Below are 19,372 nucleotides of genomic sequence, written 5' to 3'. Positions count from 1 at the left end.
ACGAACCTCACTCGGGAGCACCACCGGACGGCACACACGACGGCGCGGTGCCCCCGTCCGGAGACGGGCGACACCGCGCCATCGACAGCTACGGGTAATCAGGCCTTGTCAGCGCCCTCGGTCTCGGGTTCGGGCACGAAGTCGATGCCTGTCTCCTTGCGCTGCTCCGGCGTGATCGGGCCGGGTGCATCGGTCAGCGGATCGACACCGCCACCGGACTTGGGGAACGCGATGACCTCGCGGATCGAGTCCATCCCGGCGAGCAGCGCGGTGATGCGGTCCCAGCCGAAGGCGATGCCGCCGTGCGGGGGCGCGCCGTACTTGAACGCCTCGAGCAGGAAGCCGAACTTCTCGTTCGCTTCCTCCTCCGAGATGCCCATCACCTTGAACACCCGCTCCTGGATGTCGGGGCGGTGGATACGGATCGAGCCGCCACCGATCTCGTTGCCGTTGCAGACGATGTCGTAGGCGTACGCCAACGCCGAACCCGGATCGGTATCGAAGGTGTCGATGTACTCGGGCTTGGGCGAGGTGAACGCGTGGTGCACCGCGGTCCACGCCGAATGACCGAGGGCCACATCACCGCTCGCGGTCGCGTCGGCCGCCGGCTCGAACAGCGGGGCGTCGACCACCCACACGAACGCCCATGCGTTCGGATCGATCAGATCGAGCTTGCGGGCGATCTCGTCGCGGGCGGCGCCGAGCAGTGCACGCATCTGCTTGGTGGGACCGGCGGCGAAGAAGATGCAGTCGCCGGGGTTCGCGCCCACGTGCGCGGCGAGACCCTCGCGTTCGGCGTCGGTGAGGTTCTTGGCGACCGGACCGCTCAACGTGCCGTCCTCACCGACGAGCACGTAGGCGAGACCCTTGGCACCGCGCTGCTTGGCCCACTCCTGCCATGCGTCGAGCTGACGACGCGGCTGGCTCGCGCCACCCGGCATGACGACGGCACCGACGTACTCGGCCTGGAAGACGCGGAAGGTGGTGTCCTTGAAGAACTCCTTGCACTCCACGAGTTCGATGCCGAAACGCAGATCCGGCTTGTCGGTGCCGAAACGGCGCATGGCCTCGGCGTAGGTCATCCGCGGGATCGGGGTCTCGAGTTCGTAGCCCACCAGGCGCCACAACGCGTGCAGCACCTCCTCGGCGAGGAGGATCACGTCGTCCTGATTGACGAACGCCATCTCGATGTCGAGCTGGGTGAACTCGGGCTGACGGTCGGCGCGGAAGTCCTCGTCGCGGTAGCAGCGGGCGATCTGGTAGTAGCGCTCGATGCCACCGACCATGAGCAGCTGCTTGAACAGCTGCGGGGACTGCGGCAGAGCGTAGAAGTTACCGGGCTGCAGGCGGGCCGGGACCAGGAAGTCGCGCGCACCCTCCGGCGTGGAGCGGGTGAGGGTCGGGGTCTCGACCTCCACGAACTCGTGGTGGGCGAGCACCGCGCGGGCAGCAGCGTTGACCTTGCTGCGCAGACGGATGGTCTTGCCCGGCTTCTCGCGACGCAGATCCAGGTAGCGGTACTTCAGGCGCGCTTCCTCGCCGACCTGATCGTCGAGCTGGAACGGCAGCGGGGCGGCCTCGTTGAGAACCACGAGCTCGGAGGCGTCGACCTCGATCGCACCGGTCGGGATCTCGAAGTTCTGGTTGCCCTCGGGGCGGACCTCCACCTTGCCGGTGATCCGGACGCAGTACTCCGCGCGGAGCCGGTGCGCCTGCTCGAGGACGCCGGCGCTGCGGAAGACCACCTGCGAGACACCCGAGGCGTCGCGCAGGTCGATGAAGATGACCCCGCCGTGATCGCGTCGCCGGGCAACCCAACCGGTGAGGGTGACTGTCTGCTCGGCGTGCTCGGCTCGCAACGAGCCGGCGAGATGGGTGCGCAGCACGGAATTCCTTTCGAAACGATCAGCGACGGGTTCGTCGGCTGTAATCCTACGAAAGACACGATCGGCCCGAGCGCACCCGTACCGAATAGTTCGTGCCAAGCTTGTCCGAATCCGACGAACACAGGAGAAAGCGGCGGCGATGACGTTCAGAGAAGGTGCACGCATGGATGCGGGCCGTGTCCGTACCGGCGGCGGTGGGCGTGGCGGAAAGCTCGCTCTCGGTGGCGGGGCCGGCGGCCTGATCGTCATCATCCTGGCGCTGCTGTTCGGCGGCGATCCGTCCTCGCTGCTCGGCTCGGGAATGCCCGACACCTCCGGCGATCCGCAAGCCGAGAGCGCACTCGAACAGTGCGAGGTCGGTGGCAGCGCCGCGAACGAGAACGTCGACTGCCGGGTGCTCTACACCGTCGGGTCGCTCGACTCGGTGTGGGAGCAGCAGTTCGCGACACAGACCGGCGTGGCCTATGTGCAGCCGGAGGTCGAGATCTTCACCTCGGCCACGTCCACCGGTTGCGGCAACGCCACCAGCGACATCGGGCCCTTCTACTGCCCGGCGGACCGGACCGCCTACTTCGACACCAGCTTCTTCGACGAACTCGAGACACGGTTCGGCGCCAGTGGAGGTCCGCTCGCGCAGGAATACGTCGTCGCCCACGAGTTCGGGCACCACCTGCAGAACCAGCTCGGCGATCTCGGTCGCGCACAGGCCGACCCGCGCGGCCCCGAATCCGGCGCTGTCCGTACGGAACTGCAGGCCGACTGCTACGCCGGGGTGTGGGCCTACCATGCCGACAAGCTGCCCGAGCCGACCACCGGAGAGCCCTTCCTCGTGCCGCTCACCGACACCGACATCCGCGACGCGCTGTCGGCCGCGTCGGCCGTCGGCGACGACCGGATCCAGCGGGCCGCCACCGGCCGGGTGAACCCGGAAGGATGGACTCACGGGTCGTCCGAGCAGCGTCAGGCCTGGTTCCTGGCCGGATACCGCACCGGCCGGGTCGACGCGTGTGACACCTACTCGGCACGCGATCTCGACAACCCGCCGGCACTGCGCTGAGTTCCGCGGTGTCGTGAACCGCAGAGCGAGCGCCGAGACGCCGTCACGCGACAGTGACGGTCATGTTCGCGCGGTCGGCGACCAGGTCGGCATGCTTCCGCATGCGCAGCGAGATGGGCCAGGTACCGGCGCGGCGCGCCTTGAAACAGAAGACCCGCTCGCCGGTCCCTCCCGGCAACGGGTTCTTCGACGGCAGGAATCGGATGTCGCGAAGGACGAGTCCCTCTCCGACCCTCGACGTCGACCAGCAGTAGTCCCGGGAGGTGTTCTCAGGGAGATGCAGTTCGATCGTGTCCCCGACACCGACCGTGACATCCTTCGGACCAGTGGCGATGTGCTTCATGACCTCAGGATAGCCCGCGAATGTGATTTCCCTCACTCTCGTGACCATGGCGCTAGCACACCCGTCGCGACCGCGATGTGTGATGGGACACAAAACGGGGCATTCGTTCTGCATGCACGAAGAACGAGCCGGAATCACACGCAGCGACGCGGTGATGGGAGGACGCCTTCTCGCTCTCGCACACGAGAACGGCTACAGCGAACTGACCGAAGAGGTCGCGGCGCTGGTGTCGAGCCCCGGTTCGGACCCGCCGTCACAGATCACTCCCCCGCTCTACGGGAACGTGCTGAGGTGGACAGTCTCGACGATCGCCGACGTCGTCGTCGACAAGATCGGCCCGCAGGTGCGTGGCGACGAGAGCTTCGAACTGACCATCCGGACCGAGAGCGGCCGTCACGTCCGGCCGGAGGAACTCCCGCAGCCGGAGAGCACCGTGATGAAAGCGGTCGTCGACGCGCTCGCCGGCGACTCGGTCGCGGCCCGCAGCGAACTCGACGAAGTGGTCTTCGCCATGGACTGGGCGTCGCAGATGGAAGCGCTGGTCGAGGCGGTGCTCTGGCTCGACCGGCTTCTCGACACCCCGGTACCGGACGGGAACGACACGCCGCCCTGGTGACCCCCATACGCGGATGGGCGTGAACGGCGCGCGATGCCCGCCTTCACTCCCCTGACCCCCGAGATACTCACGGCCTCCGTCGCCGATCGCGCCGAGGCGCTCACCGGAAGCGTGTGCATCGCCGTGAGCGCACCGGACGCGGCAGACCCGGTGGAATTCGCACAGCGTGTCGCGACGGAACTGAGAACGCGGGGCCGCGCAGCGGACGTCGTCGATCTCCACGATTTCGTCCGGCCCGCATCGCTCCGGCTCGAGCACGGACGGACCGATCCGTACAGCTACCGCCACGACTGGTTCGACTACGCCGCGGTCGACCGAGAGGTGCTGCGCGCGGTACACGAACATCGACGATGGCTTCCGCGGCTGTGGGACGAACGCACCGACCGTTCGGCGCGCGAGCGCCCGCGTCGAGCGGCGGAGGACCAGATCCTCGTCGTCGCCGGCCCTATGCTTCTCGGCCGTGGTCTCGACTTCGATGTCACCGTCGTCCTGACGATGTCCCGGGGCGCGCTCGAAAGGCGCACGCGCCCCGAGGATCACTGGACGATCGACGCGGTGCTCGAACATGACGCGGTGCTCGAACATGCAGGAGCGGACGCGGACGTCCTGGTGCGCTACGACCACCCCACCCGCCCGGCAGTGCGGACGCGATCCGACTGAGCGGTCCTGCCGTCGCGGATCATCGCCCCGATCGAGGCTTGGCCAGGACCCGGTGAACCGCCGAGGTCACCGCGTCGGGCGCCACCGTGCCGAAGACCGCCATGGATTTCGCGAGCACGGAGCCGGGCACCACAGTCGCCTCGCCGCGCATCAGAGCGGCATAACCGTCGCGCGCGACGTGCGCGGGATCGTCCTTGGGCGCCTTCCCGAGGATCGTGTCGAGCATCCCGGCACGTGTGAAGAAGTGGGTGTCGGTGGCACCGGGGAGCATCGCGGTGAGCGTGACCCCGCTGCCGTCGAGTTCCTTGCGGACGCCGTCGGTGAAGGACTGCACGAAGGCCTTGGACGCGTTGTACACGGCCTGGTAGGGGCCGGGCATCTTCGACACCACCGACGAGGTGACGAGCATCCGGCCCGAGCCCGCCCGCAGCATGTCGTTCAGCAGCAGGTGCGCCAGATGCACCGTCGAGCGCACGTTGACGTCGACGATCGAGAGGACGTCCCCGAGCTCTGCGTCGACGAACGCCCCGCCGATCCCGACACCGGCGTTGAGCGCAGCCGCCGCCGGGACGCGACCTCCGGCCGTCGCAGCCTCGTGGACCGCCCGGACCCCTTTTGGAGTCCTCAGATCCGCGTGGACCGACACCACCTCCGCGCCGGACGTCCGCAGGTCTGCGGCGACCTCGTCCAGAGTGTCCGATCTCGCCGCGAGCACGAGGTCGTATCCGTCGGCCGCGAACAGGGCCGCCAACTCCCGGCCTATGCCTCGCGATGCTCCGGTCACCAGAGCGAGAGGTCGAGCGTCGTTCATATCTCCTCCTCGGCACGTCTGGCTCGCGGGTACCCACACCCCGCCGGGTCGACACGGCGCCGGGATCTCGCAACCGTTTGGGGCGGGCACGTCCTCGGGTATGCGGAGGGCACCCTGCGCGCGCAGTCCCTTCCGAGTTCTGGAGTCCACTTGCAGCACAAGATGTATCGGTCGTCGTCCGACATTGCATCGGAGGATGCACGCGAGGAACTCTGCGCCGCCGCGCAGAAGGTGTTCGGCTGGGACACGCTGCGTCCCGAACAACTGGACGCGATGGTTCCGCTGCTGGGCGGACGCGACGTCCTCGCCGTGATGGCCACCGGCTCCGGGAAGTCCGCGATCTATCAGGTGCCCTCGCTGCTGCTACCGGGGGTGACGGTCGTCGTCTCGCCCTTGATCGCGCTCCAGAACGATCAGATCGCCGGTCTGGACCACTCGGAGGCACCCGAGGCGGTCGCGATCAATTCGCGCCAGCGCGAGTCGGAGAACGAGGCGAACTGGCGGGCCGTGCTCGAACACGATGCCGACTACGTCTTCCTCGCCCCCGAGCAGCTCGCCAAGGACGAGGTCCTGGAGCGTCTGAGAAGCGTGGAGGTCTCGCTCCTCGTCGTCGACGAAGCGCACTGTGTCGCCATGTGGGGCCATGACTTCAGGCCGGAATATCTACGCCTGGGAGACGTGGCCGAGGCCCTGGGCCGGCCACCCGTCGTCGCGCTCACCGCCACCGCCTCACCCCCGGTCCGCGAGGACATCGTCGAGGCGTTGCGCATGCGGGATCCGTTCGTCGTCGCCGGTGGTTTCGACCGCCCGAATCTCGACATCGAGGTGCGCAGGCACACTGACGACGGCGAGAAGCGGCGCGCCGTCGTCGAGGCCGTGGCGTCCCTGCCCGGTCCCGGCATTCTGTACGCCGCGACCCGCAGGGACACCGAGCGATACGCAGAGGCCCTGCGTGAACGCGGGATCGACGCGTGCCCGTATCACGCCGGGATGCGCGCGGCCGAGCGCGAGGACGTTCACCTCGGATTCCTCGACGGTCGCTGCGATGTCGTGGTGGCGACCTCCGCCTTCGGTATGGGCATCGACAAGCCGGACGTGCGTTTCGTCGTGCACGCCTCGACACCGGACTCGGTCGATTCCTACTACCAGCAGATCGGGCGCGCCGGACGCGACGGGGAGCCGGCCACCGTCCTGATGTTCTACCGTCCCGAGGATTTGTCGCTCGCGACCTTCTTCACCACCCACAACCCCGACGAGGAGCTGATCGGCCACGTGTTCTCGGCGGTCCGCTCCGCGTCGCCGATGAGGCTCGGACGGCTGCGTACCGAGCTCGACGTGCGGGGGCGGAGACTGGCCAACGCGGTGAACCTGCTCGAACGGTGCGGAGCGCTCGTCTCCGGCCGGCGTGGACTCTCCGCCGCCGACATCCCCCGACGGAAGGCGGTCGAGCACGCACGCGAGACGGCCGCGTCGGGCGAACGACTGGACCGATCGCGGGTCGAGATGATGCGGGGCTTCGCCGAGACTCGCGGTTGCCGCCGCCGGTTCCTGCTCGGGTACTTCGGCGAGACGCTGTCCGACCCCTGCGGCCGGTGCGACACCTGCCGGGACGGCGCGTCCGACGAGGTTGCGACGGTATCCGTGCTTCGGGGCGCCGATACTGCCCCGGCGTACTGCGAGACGTCCGTGTTCGCCCCGAACACGCATGTCGTGCATGCCGAGTGGGGACCGGGAGTGGTGATGACCTGCGAGCACGATCGCGTCACCGTCCTGTTCGACAGCGAGGGTTATCGGACACTGTCGCTCGATGCAGTCGCCGAGTCGGGGGTGCTGAAAGTCGACGACCCCGCACCGGCAGAGCCCGTACCTGCCCATGCCGAAGAACCCGTGGCGTGAGGGGCCACGGGTTCTCCGGATCCCGTCATCACGACGGGTGGGTACGGATCACGGGCGAACCGTGCCCGGGGTGGTCCGCGTGCGTGTCAGGAGCACACCGAGCGCGATCATGCCTACACCCAGGACGAAGTGCAGCCAGTCGTCCGCGGAGTTCACCGGCACGAAGTTGGCGCCGCTGTCCTTGTCGATGATCAGGCTGTAGATCCAGAGCACCAGGTAGATCGCACCGCCGATGATCAGGAAACTGCGGGCGGTTGCCACGGCCCGGGCCGCAGCGAGCCCCAGGACACCGAACAACAGGTGCACGATGTTGTGCAGGATGGAGACCTGGAAGATCCCCAGGAGCATGGCTTCGGAATGATGGCCTGCGCCCGAGAGTTGATCGTAGTCCGACGTGACCCCCGGGATGAAGCCGAGGATGCCCACCAGGAGGAAGACAGCGCCCACCACGAGCGCCGCAGTCTGCACCGGTGTTGCCGTCATCGAGCCACGGCCGGGGCTTGGGGTTCGAGATGTCATGTTCCGCGTCCTCTCACCGAACGTCCGTTCGGGTCGAGTGATCCGAATTACATTCCCCGGTTAGCCGTGACCGAACGAACCCAAACGTCGGTTTCCGTGTTCGAGGATGGAGGTCGAGAACGGCGGCCGAGGGCGGGTACGGCACTCCACCCTCTGGCCGGACGGACACGACCGTGTCCGGACACGACGAAGGCCCGCGGGATCAACCCGCGGGCCTTCGAGTCTGCGAGGCTCAGGCCTGGCTGCTGCCGAACGCATCGCCGGCCGCATCAGCAGAACCGGTGAAGAAGTTCAGCACGTCGAACAGGTCGGACAGGTTACCGAAGAGGTCGACAAGGAACTCGAGTGCAGGCACGGGCTTCTCCCATCAATGGAACGACATCGAAGTTGTGACGACTCGCGTCGACACGCGATCCAATTGTTACCTGCATTCGACAGCTGCGCAGCGCGAAGAATTGTAATCCGGAACACAAATCGGCCCTAGCAGGGGAAATATGGAAAGTTCGGTGAAAATCGGCCCGATATGTCGTATTATTCGGGGAGTTTCCAGGCCGGACAATACGGCCTATTCGGGGAAGACTCCCATATTACAAGATCGCCTTGTGACCATATCTCCACCCCGCGGGGGGAACTTCCGCCGGTGCCCGTTCGTCCTATCCTGTGAGTACACCTGCCCGCCCGACCCCGAGGGAGTCATGAAACGCCCCAAGCGAAAACCTCGAAGACCCGTCCCGCCCAGATATGACGCTCTGCTCGTCACCCGAGCCCGGTCCCCGAAGTGCTGACCGCCCTCGGAATCGCGGCCGGCATTCTTGTCGTTCTCGCCATCACCGCACTGACCGGCTACTTCGTCGCGCAGGAATTCGCGTACATGGCCGTCGACCGCTCCCGCCTGAAGGCCCGCNCGGTGACTCGGCTGCGGCCCGCGCACTGGCGGTCACCCGCCGCACCTCCTTCATGCTTTCGGGCGCTCAGCTCGGCATCACCGTCACCGGCCTGCTCGTCGGCTACGTCGCGGAACCGCTGATCGGTAGCGGTCTCGGCGAACTGCTCGGCGGGGTGGGTATCCCCACCGCGGTGGGTGTCGCCGTCGGCACCGTGCTGGCCGTGCTCTTCTCGACGGTGGTCCAGATGGTCTTCGGTGAACTGGTACCGAAGAACCTCGCCATTGCCCGTCCCGAACCGGTCGCACGCCGCCTCGCCCTGTCGACGAGCGCCTATCTCGCCGTCTTCGGATGGCTGATCAAACTCTTCGACGCGTCGTCGAATCTCCTGCTACGCGCATTGCGCATCGAGCCGGTACACGACGTCGAGCACTCCGCGACACCACGCGACCTCGAACACATCGTGGCCGCGTCGCGCGAGACCGGCGAACTTCCGCCGGAATTGTCCACCCTCCTCGACCGGATCCTCGAGTTCCCGACCCGGACCGCCGAACACGCGATGATCCCGCGGTCGCGGGTCGACGTCGTCGAACTGGACGAGCCGGTCGCCACCATCCTCGACAAGATGAGCGAGGGGCACACCCGATACCCCGTGGTGGGCACCTCGTCCGACGATCTGCGCGGTGTCGTGCACCTGCACGACCTCCTCGGCCTCGACACCCCGACGGGCACGGCCGCGGGGGTCTGCCGCCCCCCCGTGATCGTGCCGGCCACGCTGGCACTGCCGGAGGTTCTCACCGAACTGGCCCGGGCCGAGGACGAGATGGCACTGGTGATCGACGAGTACGGCGGGTTCGCCGGCGTCGTCACCCTCGAGGACATCGCGGAGGAACTGGTCGGCGAGATCGCCGACGAGCACGATTCTGCGATGGCCGCCGAGGTCATCCGCCCCGAGGGCGACGGCTGGATCGTCCGCGGCGACGCACACATCGACGAGGTGGCCCGCACCCTCGACCACGAACTGCCCGAGGGCGACTACGAGACGCTCGCCGGCTTGGTCATCACCGAGTTCGGTGGCCTCCCCGAGGTGGGTGACACCGTCCGGATCACACTGGATCCGGATCCCGCCGAACTGCTGAACGGGGACGGCCCGATCCACAGGACCCTGGTGGCCGAGGTACGCGACATCGACAAGCACGTGCCGTCGTCCGTGCGCGTGACCGTTCTGACGGACGAGGTGACCGGCAATGAGTAATCCTGTGGTCGTCGCGGTGGTGACGATCGGCCTGATCGCCGCCAGCGCGTTCTTCGTCGCGGTCGAGTTCGCGCTCATCGCGGCGCGACGACACCGACTCGAGGACGCAGCGACGTCGAGCCGCTCGGCGCGGGCCGCCCTGCGCAGCGCGTCCGAACTGTCGGTGCTCCTCGCGGGATCCCAGCTCGGTATCACGGTGTGCACGCTCGCACTCGGTGCGACGACGAAACCCGCAGTGCACCACTGGCCCACGCCGTTGTTCGAGAACTGGGGCGCGCCGCTGTGGCTCGCGGACGTGGCCGGCTTCGTCCTTGCGCTGATCATCGTGACGTTCCTGCACCTCGTCGTCGGCGAGATGGCACCGAAGTCGTGGGCGATCGCCCACCCGGAGAAGTCCGCCACGATGCTGGCGCTGCCGATGCGCGCGTTCATGTGGGTGACCCGGCCGTTGATCGTCCGGTTGAATCATATGGCGAACTGGTGTCTGCGAAAGGTCGGTGTGGACCCGGTGGATCAGGTCGCCGAAGGTCAGGATCCCGATGCGCTGCGGCACCTGGTCGAGCACTCGGCCACCGTCGGCACGCTCGACGAGCGCTATCACGGGCACCTGAGCAGCGCGCTGGAGCTCGAGACGCTCACGCTCGGCGAGATCGTCACGCCGCAGGCCGAGCCGAGCAGCGTGAAGCCGACCTCGACGGCCGTCGAGATCCGTGAGACGGCCCATCGCACCGGGCACCTCCGGTTGCTCGTGCGCGACAACGGCCACGTGGACGGTGTCGTGCACGTGCGCGACAGTCTCCAGGCCGCACCCGGAACCACGGCGACCGAACTGATGCGCCCCGCGCTGACGATCGACGCCGCGACGCCGGTCTACGAGGCGCTGACGACGATGCGGGAGACCAGGAACCATCTGGTCACCGTCACCGAGAACGGACGGATCGTCGGATTGATCACCCTCTCGGACGTCCTGGCCCGGCTGCTGCCGATGAGCGGCGCCACGAGCTGACGTCGTTTCCTGCCCCGGCCGGGACCGTTCAGGAGTGTCCGAGTGCGGCGTGCATCTCCCAGACGATGATCTCGGCGCCGGTGGCTGTGGTGAGCTGTCGGCCGCCACCTCCGGCGATCCGCGCTGCGTCTCCTTGAGCGAGAGGTCCGGCTCCCTCGAGTGCGGCTTCGCCCCGGGCGACGAAGAGGTGCACGAAGGGTGCGTCCGGCAGCGTCACGGGGCGATCCGGACGCATCCGCGCGACGTGCATGGCGGCATATCTGTTGCGGATGCGGATGGCGGAATAGTCGGCGTAGGCGTCCATTCCGGATGCGACCGGCACGAGTCCGCCGGAGAGCAGTTCGTCGTCGATCTCGAGTTGTTCGTAGCCCGGCTCGATCCCGGCTTCGTCCGGCAGCACCCACATCTGCACGAACCGCACCGGTTCGTCGTGCTCGGCGGCATACGACGCAGTGGCACCGGGATGACGCCACGAGTCGTTCTTCTCGGAGTGGAGGATCCCCGAGCCCGCGCTCATGCGCTGCGCGAGACCCGGGTAGATCACCCCGGAATGCCCCGTCGAGTCCTGATGCACGAGCGATCCGCGGAGCACCCAGGTGACGATCTCCATGTCGCGGTGCGGGTGAGTGTCGAAACCGCTTCCCGGACGGACGATGTCGTCGTTGTTGACCATCAGCATCCCGAAATGCGTGTTGTCGGGATCGTAGTGGTGGCCGAACGAGAAGGAGTGCCTCGAATCGAGCCAGTCGATCTTCGTGTGGAGGCGGTCGTCCGCGCGGCGGACGTCGAGAATCGGTGCGGTGCTCATGCGGGGTCCTGTGTCGGGCAGTTCGGATCTGCGGTGGGCGGATTGCGGCGGGGGCGGATACGCGCCTGGGGCAGGGGCGGCGCCGGGAGACGCTCGACCCTCCCGGTGTAGCCGGAGACGCGGCCGAACCGATCGCACCCGCGTTCCCAGGCGTCCCGGTAGGCGACGATCTCGTCGTGGTCGCGGCCGACGAAGTTCCACCACATCACGATCTCCTCGCCGAGGGGTGTTCCGCCGAGGAGGACGATACGTGCGGGTTCGTCGGTGGTGTTGGTCAGTTCGAGGGCCGGCACGCCGGTTCCGGTGTAGCCCAGGGCGGCTCGCGTGAGCACGGTGCCGAACAGCGCGACCGTACCGGTGTCGACGAGCACCCCGTGCTCGAACGACGGGTCGACGTCGAGGGTGATGCTCGCCGCGGGGTCCAGGACGATCTCTGCGCCGAGCAGCGGGGTGTACGTCGTCACGGGCGACTCCTCGCCGGCGAGCGAACCGAGGAAGACCTTGACCTCTGCACCGGGCACCCGAACGACCGGCGGCACGTGGTGCTGGAAGTCGCGGGGCGCATCGCGATGTGCGTCGGGCAGGGCCACCCACAACTGCACGCCGTGCAGTGTCGTGGCCGCGGAGGTGGAGACCTCGGAGTGACAGATTCCGTGGCCTCCGGTCATGAGGTTCAACTCCCCCGGCCGGACCATCGCGTGCACGCCGTGACTGTCGCGGTGTTCGATCTCGCCGGTGAACAGCCACGACACCGTCTGCAGACCGGTGTGGGGGTGCGGTGCGACGTCCATGCCGCCGGTGCGGGAGACGTCGTCGGGGCCGTAATGGTCGACGAAGCACCACGCGCCGATCAGCGAACGCTGCCGTTGCGGAAGCGTACGGCGCACGGGCATGGCCCGGGGGCCACCGAGCGGGACCTCACGCGAGGTGATGATCTCCACGCGGGGGCGGAGCGGGTCGCGGATGGGGAGGTCCTCCGTCCGGCAGCGGATCTCCTCGGGACGGGTGTCGGTGTTGCTCATGCCGCTCGACTCCTCTCGGTGGTCCGTCGGTCGACCCTATCCATTGTGTGACATTTGATTGCGCAGTCAACTAACACGGGTACACTGGGGATCATGGGAGACGCGAAGTGGCTCAGCGACGACGAACAGCGCCTGTGGCGCGCCTATCTGGATGCGACGCGCCTGCTGTTCCAGAATCTCGACAAGCAACTACTGCGGGACTCCGACATCTCCTTCACCGACTTCGAGATCCTGGTCCTGCTGTCCGAGGCACCCGACCGCCGGATGCGCATGCGCGACCTCGCGGACGCGAGCACCACGACCCGCAGCGGCATCACCCGCGCCGTCTCCCGCATGGAGAACGCGGGGTGGGTGCGGCGCGTGGAGTGCGAATCCGACCGACGCGGCGCGTGGGCCGAACTCACGGACGTCGGCTACGCGAGACTCGCCGAGGCGGGTCCCGGCCACGTCGGGGCGGTCCGCGAGAACATGTTCGACCTGCTCTCCCCCGCCGACATCGCCCCCATGACCGAGGTCTTCGCCCGCATGCGCGATCGCATGATCGACGGCAGACGGTAGGCCTCCGCCCCGAAGCGAACTCCGCCCGCACCTCCGGAGCGGGACGTCGATCGGATCACGGATATGTTGACCGGGTCACAGCCACGACCTCCGAAGGCGGTACCTCCCATGCGGCACGACCCGCGACGCACCTCGCTCGACCTGTATCCGTTGCAGCGCACGATCACGCCCCTGTTCGGCGACACCGACGCGCTCGGACACATCAACAACGTCTCGATCGCCCGCTACTTCGAGCAGGCCCGCGTCCTCGTCATGGAAGCCGTGTCGTCGACCTTGGGCGATACCTACCCCTTCGAGCGTGCGGTACTCGCGAAGATCGAGATCAACTTCCTGGCCGAGGTGTTCTATCCGCACGACATCGTCATCGCCACCGGTGTCCACCGCATCGGGACATCGTCGGTGGTGATCGGCTCGGCCCTGTTCCAGCACGGCCGGTGCGTCGCGCTCGCCGACTCGGTGGACGTCGGCACCGCCGCCGAAGGCGGCTCGCAACCGATCTCCGAAGCATCGCGCGTGGCGTTCGAGAAGGTCCGGCTCGCATACGACGACTGACGCGCCGCCCACGAACCGCCTCAGAACAGGGTGAGCGCCGCCTCGGGTTCGGGGACGCGTTCGTCGGCGCGCAGCGCACCCCTCTCCTCACGCCGAGCGGACGCCCGGACCCCGAGGCGGTGACGTTCGAGCAGGGGCGCGACCCGCTCGTCCAACCACTGCGAGTACTCCGGAGCAACGTACGCGCCCCGTCCGTAGAGGCGGCGATATCGTCTCATGAGGGCAGGATGCTCCTGCGCGAGCCACGACAGGAACCACCCGCGGGTCGAGCCGCGCAGGTGCAGCGGTATTACGGTGACCCCCGACGCGCCGGCGGCGGCGAGGGAGCCGAACAGCGTGTCGAGGTGCTGTCGCGAGTCGGTGAGGAAGGGCAGCACCGGAGCGACCATGACGTGGCACGACAATCCGGCGTCGACGACCGCCTTCACGAGATCGAGACGGGCCTTCGGTGACGGCGTGCCCGGTTCGATGTGCGCGGCCAGTTCGGGATCGCCGATCGGGAGCGACACCGCGACCGACACATCGACCTGACCGGCCGCCAGCGACAGGAGCGGAAGATCGCGGCGCAGCAGCGTGCCCTTCGTGAGAATGGAGAAGGGGGTGCCGGATTCGGCGAACGCCCGGATGACTCCGGGCATCAGCCGGTAGCGCCCCTCTGCCCGTTGGTAGGGATCGGTGTTGGTACCGAGCGCCACGTGTTCCCGGGTCCAGGATCGTCGCGCGAGTTCGCGGCGCAGGACGGCGGCGACGTTGGTCTTGACGACCAGTTGCGAGTCGAAGTCGTGCCCGCCGTCGAGATCGAGGTACTCGTGCGTGGGCCGGGCGAAGCAGTACCGGCAGGCATGGGTGCAGCCCCGGAACGTGTTGACGGTGTACCGGAACGGCAACCGGGAGGCCTCCGGCGTCCTGTTCAGCGCGCTCTTGCACAGCACCTCATGGAAGGTGACTCCCTCGAACTCCGGCGTGCGGACACTACGGACGAGACCGGCCCGTTCGAGGCCCGGCAGAGCTCCGTCGTCCGCATCCACAGTCTGACCCGCCCACCTCATACCCCGAGTCGAACATGTGTGCTATTCGCTGTCAACAGATCGTTCGGCATCGTGGTCGATCGGACGGAGCGCACTCGCGGTGCAACGAATACATCGGCATCCCCATCCGTTCATCCACAGGCGGCCGAGGGTCCGGTGGCTCGCCCGGTGCGCTCGAGTTACAGTGCTCGCCACACTGATCTTCGATGGGGGGTTCGATGAGCGGTCTGTTTCCCGGTGCCGGAATCCGGGTGGTGCCCGATGGTATTCGAGCGTTCGGGGCCACGAATCTTCGTGCGGCCGAGCAGGTAGCGCAGGCGGGGACGTTCGATCTGCAGGCCAACATCTCCGCGTTGAGTCCGGCTCTGGGACTCATCGGCGGAGAGTTCCTCGCGGTGTTCGCCGCGGCCCAATCCGAGCACACCAGTGCCGTCGCGCAACTGTCGTGGGCCTACGCGTCCAACGGCATCGCAGCACACGAGGCGGCCACCGGTTACGAAACGACCGACACCGGAACGGCTTCGGCGCTGGCCGACGCTGCGGGAGGACTGTGATGCAGGGATCGGTCATCGACACCGCAACACCCGCAGCGTCACCGACCGTTCTCGACGCTCTCCGCGCGTCGCCGATCGGACCGGTCCTCGACGCACCGCTGCCGGTACTTCCGGAACCCGTTCTTCCCGAGCCGGGTCTGCCCGTCCTCGAGGCGAATTCGATCGTCGAGCTGCTCGAATCGATTCCGGTACCGGTGCTGCCCGATCTCGAGACGATCGTGCGGCCGCTCACCGAACTCTGCTCGATGTTCGGCACCGGTATCCTCGACTCGCTCGATCCGTCGGCGATCCTGCAGCAGGGGTCGCGTCTGCTCGAGACCGCCACGATGCTCGGACGCAGTGCGCTGCACGCACTTCCGGAGTCGTGGGAGGGAGCAACGGCCGACGAGGCCGCAGGTCACGGTGTGCGCGCGCAGCAGTCGGCCCTCGAACTGGCCGACCGCGGCGACCGGATCGGCGACGTCACCCGCGCCGCCACGGCGACCGTCGAACGCGGCAACATCGAATTGACCGGCATCGCACAGTCGTTCGTGACCACGGCGATGGCGGCCGCACCGGCTCTCGCGACGCCGCCGGGCCAGGCCGCCCTGTTGGCGTCCGCCGCGCAGCATCTCCAGGCTGCCCTGGCCGTCGTTGCGCGTACCCGGGGCGAGCTGACGGTCCACACCGCCGCGATGACGGCGCTGACCACGCCGATTCCCGTGCCCGCGCCGGTAGCCGTGGCCGGGGTGCAGGAGATGCGCACGGTCGCCACGGCCGCAACCGATGTCGCGTCGAGTGTCGCAGCGCCGTTCACGGCCGCCGCGCACGCCGCGACCACTCCCACCGCCTACGCGGCGACCGCGCCCACCGCACACGCGGCGGTTCCGACCGTCGGTGCGGCGGTCGCGGGATCGGCCGGAACGGTGTCGGCCGGAGTGGTCACCGGTCACGGCACCGCGGGGGCCGCGTTCGGAACTGCGGGTGTGCCTGCCGCCGCTCCGATTCCGACCGCCCCGGGCTCGGGCGGGAGTGCGCAGGCCACGACCGGCGCGAGCGCGATGGGAAGGGCACCCTCGACCGGTGGGATGGTCCCCGCGACGTCCGCTCGCGGGTCCGACGACGAGGAGCACCGCTCCCCCACCCGTCTGCTGAGTGCCGCCGCGGAGGGCACCGAGGTCGTCGGCGAACTGCCGTTGGTCGTTCCCGCCGTGATCGGTTCGCACGACGACCGCTGAGCATTACTCGTCGATCGGACGAGCCTGTCAGTCGACGAGGGAGGCGACCTCGTGGTCGGTCAGCGTCGTCTGCGGCACCCGGCCGGCGCCGCGCGCGAGTTCGATCGCCCGGTAGAGCGGGCGTTCGCCGAGCGCGGCGTCGCGGGCCTCGGCCCGCAACTGTTCGACGAGCACCGACGAGATCGCCGCCGCCGGAGCGATCTCGCTGGTGGCGAGCGCATCCGCGAGCTTTCGCAGGGCCAGCACGTCGAGTTCGCGACCGCCGCCGTTGGCGTACAGGGCGAGCGGGACCGACACGAGATTGTGCTCACCGTCGTTGACGCGCACGACGGCCNCCCCGCCCACCCGGACGATCAGTTCGACACCGGCGAGTCGCGCGAGATCGACACTGCGCGACCGGAACGCCCCCGACAGCGTGACGACGGTGCCGCGCAGCAGCAGGTGCCGACGCGTGGCCAGGAACGCACCGACGGCCGGCGGCACCGCGAAGACGGCCCCGACGAGCAGCGCGACCCATCCGGGCGCGACGATCCAGACCAGAACGCCGAGGACGACGCCGACGGCGAGCGCGAGCAGCGCGATCCTGCGGGCGCGTGGCCGGAGCAGCCGGGACGGGATCAGATCGAGCGGGACGGCGGCACCGTCCCGGTCGTCATGCGCCGGCAACGACCTCACCCACACGGGCGACGACGTCCGTGAGTGCAACGCTGTGCTGCTCGCCGTTGCGCAGATCCTTGACGACGATCTCACCTGCCTCGAGTTCGCGGTCACCGAGCACGAGCGCGACGACGGCACCGGACTTGTCGGCCGCCTTCATGGCGCCCTTGAGGCCGCGCCCACCGTATGCGAGGTCGACGCGGACACCCGCGGCGCGCAGTTTGTGCGCGACGGGCACGAGGGCGACCTTGGCGGCGTCGCCCATCGGCACCCCGTACACCTCGCACCGCGCGGGGCTGCCGGCGGTCTTGCCCTCGGCGGCGAGCGCGAGAACCGTGCGGTCGACGCCGATCCCGAAACCGATGCCCGAGAGCGGCTGGCCGCCGAGCTGTTCCATGAGCCCGTCGTAGCGGCCACCACCACCGATGCCGGACTGGGCGCCGAGCCCGTCGTGGACGAACTCGAAGGTGGTCTTCGTGTAGTAGTCGAGGCCGCGCACCATGCGCGGATTGACGACGTACGGGACGCCGATCGCGTCGAGGTGGGCGAGTACCTCGTCGAAGTGTGCGCGAGCGGTGTCCGAGAGATGGTCGAGCATCAGCGGCGCGTCGGCGGTCATCTCGCGGACCTCGGGGCGCTTGTCGTCGAGCACGCGCAGCGGGTTGATCTCGGCGCGGCGGCGCGTCTCCTCGTCGAGCGGGAGCGCGAACAGGAACTGCTGCAGCTTCTCCCGGTACTGCGGACGGCAGGTCTCGTCGCCGAGGGACGTGATCTCGAGGCGGAATCCGTCGAGTCCGAGCGACCGGAATCCTGCGTCGGCAACCGCGATGACCTCGGCGTCGAGCGCGGGATCGTCGATGCCGATCGCCTCGACGCCGACCTGCTGGAGCTGACGGTAGCGGCCCGCCTGGGGGCGCTCGTAGCGGAAGAACGGCCCGGAATAGGACAACTTCACGGGGAGCTGACCGCGGTCGAGACCGTGCTCGATCACCGCGCGCATCACGCCCGCGGTGCCCTCGGGACGCAGCGTGACCGAGCGCTCACCGCGATCGGCGAAGGTGTACATCTCCTTCGTGACGACGTCGGTGGACTCGCCGACGCCGCGAGCGAACAGGCCGGTGTCCTCGAAGATGGGCAGCTCGACGTGCCCGTACCCCGCCAGGCGTGCGGCACGGGTCAGACCGTCCCGTACCGCCACGAACTCCGCCGACTGCGGGGGAACGTAATCGGGCACACCCTTCGGCGCCGAAAACGTGGAGGCCTTGCTCACTGGTACTGCCTTCTCTCGGGATTCTCTCGGTTGGTCACCGGACGGATCGCGGTGTTCGTGCCGTCAGCGGGATTCTGCCAGGCCGGTGAGGAAGGGATTCGACTCCCGCTCCTGCCCGATCGTGCTCGCTCCGCCGTGTCCGGGGAGGATGTTGGTGCCGTCGTCGAGCACGAGCAGCTTGCGCGCGATCGAGTCGAGCAGTTGCGCGTGGTCGCCGCCGGGCAGGTCGGTGCGGCCGATCGACCCCTGGAACAGGGTGTCGCCGGTGAGCGCGACGTTCAGGGCGGCCCCGTCCGGGGTGGTGGTGCGCGTGCGCAGGACGACCGAGCCGCGGGTGTGTCCGGGCGTGTGGTCGACGACGAACTCGATTCCGGCGTGTTCGATCTCGTCTCCGTCGCCGAACTCCACGACCTGCTGCGGTTCGACGAACTCGACGCCGTCGAGGAAGGGGGCGAGGCTCGACCCCATGCCCTGCAGCGGATCGGTGAGCATCATCCGGTCGTCGGGGTGGATGTAGACGGGGATCCCGTACCGGTCGGCCACCGGCTGCGCCGACCACATGTGGTCGAGGTGACCGTGCGTGAGCAGCACCGCCCGGGGCGTGAGATCGGATCCGGTGAGGAACTCCACGAGCGGCTCGGCGGCGTCCTGGCCGGGATCGACGATGACGCACTCCTTCGCGTTGTCCTGCGCGAGGATGTAGCAGTTGGTCTGGAACATCCCGGCAGGGAATCCGGTCACGAGCACGAGCATCGCTCCTACGGGTGGAAGCC

General features: G+C 68.3%; 20 protein-coding genes and 2 pseudogenes. 10 read left to right on the top strand and 12 right to left on the bottom strand.

The window, feature by feature from the left end; translation table 11 throughout:
* Nucleotides 1-98: 98 nt before the first annotated feature.
* Nucleotides 99-1,886 (bottom strand): aspartate--tRNA ligase, encoded by a 1,788-nt coding sequence (aspS, locus tag QR64_RS21350; RefSeq protein WP_024100767.1) that lies wholly within the window; start codon nucleotides 1,884-1,886, stop codon nucleotides 99-101.
* Between the two features lie 139 nt (nucleotides 1,887-2,025).
* Here aspS and QR64_RS21345 point away from each other — a divergent pair, with 139 nt between their 5' ends.
* Nucleotides 2,026-2,943, top strand: a complete 918-nt coding sequence (locus QR64_RS21345) for a neutral zinc metallopeptidase (RefSeq protein ID WP_024100766.1) — start codon at nucleotides 2,026-2,028, stop codon at nucleotides 2,941-2,943.
* A gap of 43 nt (nucleotides 2,944-2,986) precedes the next feature.
* On the opposite strand, the gene QR64_RS21340 is transcribed toward QR64_RS21345, so the two are convergent.
* Nucleotides 2,987-3,286, bottom strand: a complete 300-nt coding sequence (locus QR64_RS21340) for a protease inhibitor I42 family protein (RefSeq protein ID WP_006551419.1) — start codon at nucleotides 3,284-3,286, stop codon at nucleotides 2,987-2,989.
* A 112-nt stretch (nucleotides 3,287-3,398) separates the two neighbouring features.
* On the opposite strand from QR64_RS21340, the gene QR64_RS21335 reads away from it, so the two are divergent.
* The gene (locus tag QR64_RS21335; RefSeq protein ID WP_006551418.1) at nucleotides 3,399-3,902 is read left to right on the top strand and encodes a hypothetical protein; all 504 of its coding nucleotides are present in this window, start codon (nucleotides 3,399-3,401) and stop codon (nucleotides 3,900-3,902) included.
* 33 nt (nucleotides 3,903-3,935) lie between these two features.
* Nucleotides 3,936-4,562: a hypothetical protein gene (locus QR64_RS21330; RefSeq protein WP_006551417.1), complete on the top strand. Its 627-nt coding sequence runs from the start codon at nucleotides 3,936-3,938 to the stop codon at nucleotides 4,560-4,562.
* Between the two features lie 19 nt (nucleotides 4,563-4,581).
* Here QR64_RS21330 and QR64_RS21325 read toward each other — a convergent pair whose 3' ends face one another.
* Nucleotides 4,582-5,373, bottom strand: coding sequence for an SDR family NAD(P)-dependent oxidoreductase (locus QR64_RS21325; protein WP_039587093.1), 792 nt, complete (start codon nucleotides 5,371-5,373; stop codon nucleotides 4,582-4,584).
* 162 nt (nucleotides 5,374-5,535) lie between these two features.
* Between QR64_RS21325 and QR64_RS21320 the strand changes: the two genes are divergently transcribed.
* A complete protein-coding gene (locus tag QR64_RS21320) occupies nucleotides 5,536-7,269 on the top strand; it encodes a RecQ family ATP-dependent DNA helicase (RefSeq protein ID WP_052227385.1) in 1,734 nt (577 codons plus the stop codon).
* Nucleotides 7,270-7,317: 48 nt separating this feature from the next.
* Here QR64_RS21320 and QR64_RS21315 read toward each other — a convergent pair whose 3' ends face one another.
* Together QR64_RS21315 and QR64_RS28600 are read right to left on the bottom strand one after the other, a co-directional pair.
* The gene (locus QR64_RS21315) at nucleotides 7,318-7,752 is read right to left on the bottom strand and encodes a DUF4383 domain-containing protein (protein WP_039587091.1); all 435 of its coding nucleotides are present in this window, start codon (nucleotides 7,750-7,752) and stop codon (nucleotides 7,318-7,320) included.
* Between the two features lie 268 nt (nucleotides 7,753-8,020).
* Nucleotides 8,021-8,143 carry a hypothetical protein gene (locus QR64_RS28600; RefSeq protein WP_016933989.1) on the bottom strand — a complete coding sequence of 41 codons (123 nt, stop codon included), beginning with the start codon at nucleotides 8,141-8,143 and terminating at the stop codon, nucleotides 8,021-8,023.
* Between the two features lie 550 nt (nucleotides 8,144-8,693).
* Between QR64_RS28600 and QR64_RS21310 the strand changes: the two genes are divergently transcribed.
* Both QR64_RS21310 and QR64_RS21305 read left to right on the top strand, forming a co-directional pair.
* A partial coding sequence (locus QR64_RS21310; RefSeq protein ID WP_235367262.1) for a hemolysin family protein occupies nucleotides 8,694-9,927 on the top strand: 1,234 nt, incomplete at its 5' end.
* Nucleotides 9,920-10,933, top strand: a complete 1,014-nt coding sequence (locus QR64_RS21305; RefSeq protein ID WP_200886525.1) for a hemolysin family protein — start codon at nucleotides 9,920-9,922, stop codon at nucleotides 10,931-10,933. The genes QR64_RS21310 and QR64_RS21305, both read left to right, overlap by 8 nt.
* 28 nt (nucleotides 10,934-10,961) lie before the next feature.
* On the opposite strand, the gene QR64_RS21300 is transcribed toward QR64_RS21305, so the two are convergent.
* Both QR64_RS21300 and QR64_RS21295 read right to left on the bottom strand, forming a co-directional pair.
* Nucleotides 10,962-11,741: a pirin family protein gene (locus QR64_RS21300; protein WP_039587088.1), complete on the bottom strand. Its 780-nt coding sequence runs from the start codon at nucleotides 11,739-11,741 to the stop codon at nucleotides 10,962-10,964.
* Nucleotides 11,738-12,763, bottom strand: coding sequence for a pirin family protein (locus QR64_RS21295; RefSeq protein WP_039587085.1), 1,026 nt, complete (start codon nucleotides 12,761-12,763; stop codon nucleotides 11,738-11,740). Before QR64_RS21295 ends, QR64_RS21300 begins: the two co-directional genes overlap by 4 nt.
* 93 nt (nucleotides 12,764-12,856) lie before the next feature.
* Here QR64_RS21295 and QR64_RS21290 point away from each other — a divergent pair, with 93 nt between their 5' ends.
* Together QR64_RS21290 and QR64_RS21285 are read left to right on the top strand one after the other, a co-directional pair.
* Nucleotides 12,857-13,321 carry a MarR family winged helix-turn-helix transcriptional regulator gene (locus tag QR64_RS21290; RefSeq protein WP_006551408.1) on the top strand — a complete coding sequence of 155 codons (465 nt, stop codon included), beginning with the start codon at nucleotides 12,857-12,859 and terminating at the stop codon, nucleotides 13,319-13,321.
* 108 nt (nucleotides 13,322-13,429) lie between these two features.
* Complete coding sequence (locus tag QR64_RS21285) at nucleotides 13,430-13,873, top strand: acyl-CoA thioesterase (RefSeq protein ID WP_006551407.1); 444 nt, start codon at nucleotides 13,430-13,432, stop codon at nucleotides 13,871-13,873.
* A gap of 20 nt (nucleotides 13,874-13,893) precedes the next feature.
* Here QR64_RS21285 and QR64_RS21280 read toward each other — a convergent pair whose 3' ends face one another.
* Nucleotides 13,894-14,922, bottom strand: a complete 1,029-nt coding sequence (locus QR64_RS21280) for an Rv2578c family radical SAM protein (protein ID WP_024100755.1) — start codon at nucleotides 14,920-14,922, stop codon at nucleotides 13,894-13,896.
* Between the two features lie 197 nt (nucleotides 14,923-15,119).
* Here QR64_RS21280 and QR64_RS21275 point away from each other — a divergent pair, with 197 nt between their 5' ends.
* Both QR64_RS21275 and QR64_RS21270 read left to right on the top strand, forming a co-directional pair.
* Nucleotides 15,120-15,455 (top strand): type VII secretion target, encoded by a 336-nt coding sequence (locus tag QR64_RS21275; protein WP_006551405.1) that lies wholly within the window; start codon nucleotides 15,120-15,122, stop codon nucleotides 15,453-15,455.
* A complete protein-coding gene (locus tag QR64_RS21270) occupies nucleotides 15,455-16,672 on the top strand; it encodes a hypothetical protein (RefSeq protein ID WP_039587385.1) in 1,218 nt (405 codons plus the stop codon). The genes QR64_RS21275 and QR64_RS21270 overlap by 1 nt, the downstream gene beginning before the upstream one ends.
* Nucleotides 16,673-16,699: 27 nt before the next feature.
* On the opposite strand, the pseudogene QR64_RS28350 reads toward QR64_RS21270, so the two are convergent.
* The 4 genes and pseudogenes from QR64_RS28350 to QR64_RS21255 form a co-directional block, all read right to left on the bottom strand.
* Nucleotides 16,700-17,006, bottom strand: a pseudogene (locus QR64_RS28350) (hypothetical protein); the annotation flags it as partial.
* A 1-nt stretch (nucleotide 17,007) separates the two neighbouring features.
* A pseudogene (locus QR64_RS28345) lies at nucleotides 17,008-17,338 on the bottom strand (hypothetical protein); the annotation flags it as partial.
* Nucleotides 17,325-18,599, bottom strand: a complete 1,275-nt coding sequence (hisS, locus tag QR64_RS21260; protein ID WP_039587079.1) for a histidine--tRNA ligase — start codon at nucleotides 18,597-18,599, stop codon at nucleotides 17,325-17,327. The pseudogene QR64_RS28345 and the gene hisS, both read right to left, overlap by 14 nt.
* Before the next feature lie 63 nt (nucleotides 18,600-18,662).
* Nucleotides 18,663-19,346: an MBL fold metallo-hydrolase gene (locus QR64_RS21255; protein ID WP_183079234.1), complete on the bottom strand. Its 684-nt coding sequence runs from the start codon at nucleotides 19,344-19,346 to the stop codon at nucleotides 18,663-18,665.
* Nucleotides 19,347-19,372 lie beyond the last annotated feature (26 nt).

It is taken from the genome of Rhodococcus sp. Chr-9, from assembly GCF_000801125.1.
Lineage (GTDB): Bacteria > Actinomycetota > Actinomycetes > Mycobacteriales > Mycobacteriaceae > Rhodococcus > Rhodococcus pyridinivorans.
This window is presented reverse-complemented; position numbering and strand designations above follow the sequence as displayed.

Coding starts and splice junctions, on each gene's coding strand:
- QR64_RS21345 (WP_024100766.1), top strand. CDS start 2,026: ATGACGTTCAGAGAAGGTGCACGCATGGATGCGGGCCGTGTCCGTACC.
- QR64_RS21340 (WP_006551419.1), bottom strand. CDS start 3,286: ATGAAGCACATCGCCACTGGTCCGAAGGATGTCACGGTCGGTGTCGGG.
- QR64_RS21335 (WP_006551418.1), top strand. CDS start 3,399: ATGCACGAAGAACGAGCCGGAATCACACGCAGCGACGCGGTGATGGGA.
- QR64_RS21330 (WP_006551417.1), top strand. CDS start 3,936: ATGCCCGCCTTCACTCCCCTGACCCCCGAGATACTCACGGCCTCCGTC.
- QR64_RS21325 (WP_039587093.1), bottom strand. CDS start 5,373: ATGAACGACGCTCGACCTCTCGCTCTGGTGACCGGAGCATCGCGAGGC.
- QR64_RS21320 (WP_052227385.1), top strand. CDS start 5,536: ATGTATCGGTCGTCGTCCGACATTGCATCGGAGGATGCACGCGAGGAA.
- QR64_RS21315 (WP_039587091.1), bottom strand. CDS start 7,752: ATGACGGCAACACCGGTGCAGACTGCGGCGCTCGTGGTGGGCGCTGTC.
- QR64_RS21305 (WP_200886525.1), top strand. CDS start 9,920: ATGAGTAATCCTGTGGTCGTCGCGGTGGTGACGATCGGCCTGATCGCC.
- QR64_RS21300 (WP_039587088.1), bottom strand. CDS start 11,741: ATGAGCACCGCACCGATTCTCGACGTCCGCCGCGCGGACGACCGCCTC.
- QR64_RS21295 (WP_039587085.1), bottom strand. CDS start 12,763: ATGAGCAACACCGACACCCGTCCCGAGGAGATCCGCTGCCGGACGGAG.
- QR64_RS21290 (WP_006551408.1), top strand. CDS start 12,857: ATGGGAGACGCGAAGTGGCTCAGCGACGACGAACAGCGCCTGTGGCGC.
- QR64_RS21285 (WP_006551407.1), top strand. CDS start 13,430: ATGCGGCACGACCCGCGACGCACCTCGCTCGACCTGTATCCGTTGCAG.
- QR64_RS21280 (WP_024100755.1), bottom strand. CDS start 14,922: ATGAGGTGGGCGGGTCAGACTGTGGATGCGGACGACGGAGCTCTGCCG.
- QR64_RS21275 (WP_006551405.1), top strand. CDS start 15,120: ATGAGCGGTCTGTTTCCCGGTGCCGGAATCCGGGTGGTGCCCGATGGT.
- QR64_RS21270 (WP_039587385.1), top strand. CDS start 15,455: ATGCAGGGATCGGTCATCGACACCGCAACACCCGCAGCGTCACCGACC.